Raw genomic sequence first — 6,567 nt, 5'->3', positions numbered from 1 at the left:
CGCCCGTCGAATACGAGAACACCTACTACCTCACGACAGCAAAACCGCAGGTCACCACCACAACCTGAGATCTCTACCGAACCCGGGGCGGTTCACGTACCACAACGGCCGCACCGAGGGCGTCAACACGCGAACCAAGCGAATCATGAGGCAAATGCACGGCCGAGCCGGATTCCCCCTGCTCCGCCACCGCATCCTCCTCCAGTGATCACTACACAGCGCTACCACCGATTACGGGCCAGAGCCGAATTCATGACACTCCCGGCGGCACCGCTGCGCACGGAGGCGTCACCTGCAGTCAAGGCCCGAGTTCTTCTTCCAGGTGGTGGCGTCGACCATCGTGGTGGGGGCGAAGACCTCGGCGGGCATCTCGGTGCCGGCCTTGAGTTTGTTGTACATGGTCTGGACGGCAAGGGCACCGACGTCCCGTCCGTTGATGAACAAGGCAGCCTTCATTCCGGTGGGCCGGCCGGAGAGCCAGTCACGGCATGCGAGGTAGGCGCCGAGACCGACGCCGATGACGTTGTCGGCGCTGACGCCGCTGTCGTGCAGGGCGGTGAGGGCACCCTGGACGTTCTCGTCGTTGCAGCCCCAGACGATCCAGTGCCTGACGGCGTCGTGCTCGGCCGCGATGGTTGCTGCGACCTTCCGCTTGGCGTCGGCCTCCGTGTTGTCGGTGCCGATGTCGAGGGTGGGAACCTGGCCTTCGTTGAGGAAGGCTTCGGTGGCGGCGTTGACCCGTTCCCGGCAGACGTTCACGTCCTGCTGCCAGACCGAGATCACCCGTGTGTCAGACGCTTTCCATCCCGCCTTACGATATTCCCCGGCTGCGCGTTGTCCGACCTGGGCGCCCATCTGGGCCCCGCTGAATCCAACGCGGGGTGCCAGTTTTTGCTTTGCGCAGACGCTGGGGTCCGAGAGGTTGGTGCAGATCTGGTCGTCGGAGGTGAGGAGCGCGATCTTGGCGTTTCTGGTGATCTGCGCGACCTGCGGACCGACGGCGGGGTCCGGCACTACGACGATCACGCCGTGGGCCTTACGGGCGACAGCCGCCTCGACCTCCTTCACGGTCCGGGCGGCGTCGTTGCCGAGATTGACGAGGGTCAGGTCGATGCCGAGTTCCGCGGCTCTGGCGCGGGCGCCGTCGGCCTCGTCGAGGAAGTACTGCTGGTCACCCTGCTTTTGCAGGTAGGTGATGGAAATCGTGCCCTTGACCCGGGCGATTCCGTCCGGAGACTGTTCGGCGGCGCAGGCCGAGAGGCACAGCCCGATGATGGCGGTGAGGGCGGCAACTTTCGTACGGTACGTCGGTGCGGGCAGCATGGGGCCTCTTTGGTGATCTTGGAGAGCCAGCAGTCACCACTGGGCGGAGTAGCGATGCCGGACCTGGGTGAGGGAGACAGTGGAATGCATGTTGGAAGTGCGCCGACTGGGGCATGGCACAGCCCTGGGGACCGCCGCGGGTTGTGCTGGCGCTCGTCCGCAGACTCTCCGAGTCGCGTTAGAGGCTGGCTCGTGTGACGCGGCGCGACGTGGTCGCAGACCGCTTGGGACGGTCATGGCGGTCTTCGTGGGCTGTTGGAGAGGGGCTTGAGGGCACCACGCTCTGCTCCGCGCCGGCTGATGGCGTCTACCGCCGCTGGTGGATCGGAAGGTCGGCGACAGCGTGCCGATCCCGGAGCCGTTCGTGTTCGACCTGGCTACCGGGGACCTGATTCGCTACCCGGCCTGACAGTGCCCGGCCCAGCCAGCCTGCAGGGACGGAATGTCACGGGTCAGCTGGGGAGGCCGAGGTGAACAGCGCGTCGACCTCGTGTTCGGACAGTGAGGAGGCGGGTTCGTCGAAGGCGATCACCTTGGCCTGGCCGGTCAGGGCGCGCATGATCTCGACCAGTTGTCGTTGGGCGGGGGCGAGTTGGGAGCCCAGCAGGTCCGGGTCGAGCACGCCCGCGAAGCCGAGGCGGTCGAGGTCGGCGGTGATGCGGCGGCGTAGCTCGGCGCGGTCCAGGCGGCGGCCGGCGGCGCGGGGCAGGGCGCCGGCGTAGATGTTCTCGGCGACCGAGACGTGCGGGATGATCTCGGGTTCCTGCGGGATGATGCGGATGCCGGCGGTGCGGGCCTCGGCGGGGGATTTGAGGTCGACGCGCTGCCCGTCGAGCACCACGTGGCCCTCGGTGGGCTGGTGGTCGCCGGTGAGGATCTTCAGCAGAGTGGACTTGCCGGCGCCGTTCTCGCCCATCAGCGCGGTGACCTGCCCGCCGGGGAAGTCCAGGGTGACCCCGGTCAGGGCCTGGACCGCGCCGAACCGCTTGGTGACGCCCTGGACACCCGCGGCGCGGACGACGCTCGTCCCGCCGGTGCGGTCGGTGGCCGGGTCGAAGGCATTGCTCATGAGAATTCCTTGGGAGGGCCGGCGGCTGTGGAAGGGCGCGCGGCTGGTCCTGCCACGGCCGTCGGCTCGTTCGCCGGTCGGGGCCCGGCCGGCGCCCTCGGGCTGCCGGAGGTGCGGCGGAGTGTCAGCTGCAGGTGACGCCGGAGGTCTTCCAGGTGGTGGCGTCGACCATGGTGGTGGGGGCGAAGGCCTCGGCGGGCATGTCCTTGCTGTTCTTGAGCTTGTCGTACATGGTCTGGACGGCCAGCGCGCCGACGTCCTTGCCGTTGATGAACAGGGCGGCCTTCATGCCGGTGGGCTTGTCGCCGCTCCAGTTCTTGCAGGCGAGGTAGGCGCCGAGGCCGACGCCGATGACGTTGTCGGCCTTGAAGCCGGCGTTCTGCAGGGCGGTGACGCCGCCCTGGACGTTCTCGTCGTTGCAGCCCCAGACGATCCAGTTCTTGACGCCCGCGTTGGCGGTGACGGTGGCGGCGATCTTGTCCTGGGCGCCGGTGGGGGTGTTGTCGGTGGCGACGTCGATGTTCTGCACGCCGGGGACGGCGGCGTCGAAGGTCTCCTTGGCGGCCTTGACGCGGTCGCCGCAGACCGTGACGTCCTGCTTCCAGGCGGAGATGATCCGGGTGTCGGCGGGGTTCCAGCCGGCCTTCTTGTACTCCTCGACGGCCCGCTTGCCGACCTCGCCGCCCATCTGGGCGCCGGAGAAGCCGATCCGGGGCACGAGGTCGGTCTTGGCACACTTGGACGGGTCGGGGCCGGAGGCGCAGATCTGGTCGTCCGACGTGAGCAGGGCGACCTTGGCGTCCTTGGCGGTCTGCACGACCTGCGGACCGACGGCAGGGTCCGGCACCACAATGATCAGACCGTTGGACTTCTGGGCTATCGCCGACTGCACCTCGCTGATCGTCTTGTTCGCGTCGTTGCCGAGGTTGACGACCTTGAGGTCGACGCCCAGCTCGGCGGCCTTGGCCTTGGCGCCCTCGGCCTCGCCGATGAAGTACTCCTGGTCGCCCTGCTTCTGCAGGTACGTCATGGAGATCTTGCCGGTGACCGGGGCGACCGAGGCGTCCGAGGCGGTGGACTCCTTGCCCGTGGAACAGGCACCGAGAAACAGGGCTGCCGCTGCGCACAGAGCGATAGCTGACGCAGTGCGGGCTGTGTATTGAGTGGCCATGTGGTGCTCCTACTTGACGAGGGTGCGAGGTCACGGGGTGAGCCGGGTACACACGTGGAATGGACCCGGGGCCGTCCACGGGGTGAGCGGCAATCAGTTCCGGTGCTCTCGGTCTGACAGGACGGTGGCCCGCAGTGGTCGGCGGGGCGAGATGGAAACAGAATCACTCAGACACACCACCACAACGACGAATGGCTCATGGAAGACGCCGGCAACGGCCGCGTCCGCTTCGCCAACCGCTTCAGCGGCCTCTACCTCACCGCGGGCGCCGCCTCGGGCACCCAGTTCGAACAACGCCCCTACGACGGGAGCAACCTCCAGGGCTTCACCATCTCCTGATAGTGACCGCCCTCGCGGCGCCTCCGGGCGACATGCGGTCAGATCGACGGTGCATGGGTGCGCAGGCCCACGACTCATCGCTGTTTGAGTCATGGACAGGAGTAGTATCCACCCGCGCCGAGGGCGGCACCTGCGTGCAACCACCTGTTCCAACACTTGTCTTCAGTCCGGACACGTGTGGCTTCACTCGGCAGGCGAAGGAGGTTAACGTGCCGCAGCGGCAGCGTGGGGAATCCAGCGTCCCCATTCGGGATGGCGGCATCGGCCAGCTCCCCGTGGCCGCAAGCCTGCTGGTGAGCGCGGTCCGGTTAGACAGAGATGGGCTCAGCTGTGGCTGGCTTCGACCGCATGCCCTGAGCCGCTACCCGTGTGACCCACCAGACGAACCCAGAAGGTCTGTTGACTTCTGTCCGCCAGCGCCCCCACCATATCCTCACGGCTTTCGAAAATGTTTACTTATGCGTCGCTATGGCGAAATGTGAGTCTGAACCTCCAGCTGTGACGCAGCAGTTCGAGAGCTGCGCCCCGGACCACCTCACTTGGGGCCAGGCGGTGTCGACGGGCGGAACCCCGCCCTCACCTTTCCCGGGCATTCGCTGCTGCCCGAGCAGGCAACACTCCTCACTCGTGCCACGCGCCTGCGAGCCGCAGACGTGATGGGGCCTGCCGGGCACGGGACCTGTTCAACGCACACTCGGCCTTTCATGATGTCCGGAAGGGACAACGAAATGATCCAAACAAGGAGACTCCTTCAACGTGCAGGAGTGAGGGCGCGAGCAGGGCTGTGCCTGACCCTGGCATCCCTCACGGGGTTGGCGAGCCTGCTCCTGCCGCCGGTTCAGACTCAGGCGGCCACGGTCGTGAGTACTTACACCACCGGCGAAAACTCGTACGACACAAGCGGCAACACGCTGCAGTTGCACGGCCTGGGAATTGTCAAGGTCGGCTCCACCTGGTACGGCATCGGCGAGGACAAGAAGGCGGGCCAGAACTCCAACGCCGTAGCCTGCTACAGCTCGACCGATCTGCGGAATTGGACCAGGCAGCAGAACGCGCTCCCCCGACAGAGCAGCGGCGACCTGGCCCCGGGCCGGATTGTAGAACGACCAAAAGTCGTCTACAACTCATCCACCCAGACGTACGTGATGTACATGCACATTGACGACGCGAGCTACGCAGAGGCCAAGGTCGGCGTTGCCACCAGCCCCACCCCCTGCGGCCCCTACACTTACAAGGGCAGCTTCCGGCCACTCAACAACGTGAGCCGAGACATGGGCCTCTTTCAGGACACCGACGGAACCGCCTACCTGATGGGAGAAGACCGCAACTACGGTACGCGCATCTACAAGCTTTCCCCCGACTACCTCTCCGTGGCCAGCCAGGTGGCGCTCCTTGGGAACGCGACTTACGGCAACATCGAGGCCCCGGCACTGGTAAAGGTTAACGGCCGGTACTTCATGCTGGGCTCCCGCCTGAGCGGCTGGTCCCCCAACGACAATATATCTACCACGGCGACATCCTTGGCAGGGCCCTGGTCTCCGCCCCAGTCAATCGCGACCCCGAACCTCAGGACGTACGACAGCCAGACGGGGAACATCATCACAGTTCAAGGCACCGCGGGTACCACATACATCTATGCTGGCGACCGCTGGAACACTGCTGACCTGGGATCCTCCAAGCTGGTCTGGCTGCCGATGACTATCAGCGGGACCACGGTCAAGGTCGACCAGTACAAGAAATGGGACCTGGATGTCACCGCCGGCACCTGGCGGGCTCAGGGCCTGCCGGTGACCGACGGCACTATCTCCGTCAACAACTCCGGCCTGCTGGTGAAGTCAATTCCGTTGACAACGGGCCCGTTCCCGGACCGAAGGCTCACGTTCATCAACGAGACCTCCACCGCGGCGACCATCAACACTCACGTGACGGAGGTGGGGCCAAACAGATACTTCAGTAGCGGTGACTACGCGCTCCAACGTATCGCGGACGATCCCGAGGGCTCGGGCGTGATCACCAGCGGAAAGTTCAGTGTCAGCTTGGCACCAAATAGCACTAGCGCATTCACCCTGGTGCGCTATGAGAAGGTCAATGGGCTATTCGAGGCCGAATCGTTCGACAACAGCTTCACGAATACAGCCCACCACACCTCAGTAGCGATCCCATGCTCGTTCTGCTCGCGAGGCTTCTACAAGGTCATAGTTCGGGCACTTGGTGCATCCGATCCTGGCACGAGCTTGACCTTCAACGGGGTTGGTTCACCATCTGGTACAGGTGGTACAAAAACGCTCGGCATCACGTTCATACGGCTGGGTACGACCAATGTGAGGATGAGTGTCAATGGTGGTCCGGAGCAGCTGATATCACTTACTGGCACTACGGCCACTGCAACAACTCAGACCTCCGTTCCTGTCCAGCTGAACTCAGGCAACAACAACACCATAAAGTTCACCACAACGGATGATTATGGAGCGTCTTTGGATATGATCACGATCAGCTAACCTCGATCGTTCGTGACGGTCCGCCAGTTTGCTGGCGGGCCGTTTCTGTTTGTCCGGGCTGGGTTTCCTGCCCAGGGCGGCGTCGTGCAGGCGAAATGCCCGCTTTGATGCCGGTTCAGGTGTCCGATGTGGCTGTGGTGTTCAAGGCAACAGGCCGGAACGGAGGC

The 6,567-nt window shown here is 64.9% G+C and carries 5 protein-coding genes and 1 pseudogene; 3 read left to right on the top strand and 3 right to left on the bottom strand.

The genetic code is table 11. The features are described from left to right. Window positions 1–208 (top strand): annotated as a pseudogene (locus ACIOFR_RS41600) (ISL3 family transposase); the annotation flags it as partial. A gap of 80 nt (window positions 209–288) precedes the next feature. Here ACIOFR_RS41600 and ACIOFR_RS41595 read toward each other — a convergent pair. From ACIOFR_RS41595 to ACIOFR_RS41585, 3 genes are all read right to left on the bottom strand, one after another. Beyond that, the gene (locus ACIOFR_RS41595; protein WP_401005955.1) at window positions 289–1,323 is read right to left on the bottom strand and encodes a substrate-binding domain-containing protein; all 1,035 of its coding nucleotides are present in this window, start codon (window positions 1,321–1,323) and stop codon (window positions 289–291) included. Window positions 1,324–1,768: 445 nt separating this feature from the next. Beyond that, window positions 1,769–2,392, bottom strand: a complete 624-nt coding sequence (locus ACIOFR_RS41590; protein WP_401005953.1) for an ATP-binding cassette domain-containing protein — start codon at window positions 2,390–2,392, stop codon at window positions 1,769–1,771. A 124-nt stretch (window positions 2,393–2,516) separates the two neighbouring features. Then, on the bottom strand, window positions 2,517–3,563 hold the full coding sequence (locus ACIOFR_RS41585) for a substrate-binding domain-containing protein (RefSeq protein WP_401005951.1): 1,047 nt from the start codon (window positions 3,561–3,563) through the stop codon (window positions 2,517–2,519). 198 nt (window positions 3,564–3,761) lie between these two features. Here ACIOFR_RS41585 and ACIOFR_RS41580 point away from each other — a divergent pair, with 198 nt between their 5' ends. Together ACIOFR_RS41580 and ACIOFR_RS41575 are read left to right on the top strand one after the other, a co-directional pair. Next, window positions 3,762–3,902, top strand: coding sequence for an RICIN domain-containing protein (locus ACIOFR_RS41580; RefSeq protein WP_401005949.1), 141 nt, complete (start codon window positions 3,762–3,764; stop codon window positions 3,900–3,902). Window positions 3,903–4,714: 812 nt separating this feature from the next. Then, window positions 4,715–6,400, top strand: coding sequence for a family 43 glycosylhydrolase (locus tag ACIOFR_RS41575; protein WP_401005947.1), 1,686 nt, complete (start codon window positions 4,715–4,717; stop codon window positions 6,398–6,400). The last annotated feature ends 167 nt before the right edge of the window (window positions 6,401–6,567 follow it).

It is taken from the genome of Kitasatospora sp. NPDC088346, from assembly GCF_044740765.1.
GTDB lineage: Bacteria > Actinomycetota > Actinomycetes > Streptomycetales > Streptomycetaceae > Kitasatospora.
This window is presented reverse-complemented; position numbering and strand designations above follow the sequence as displayed.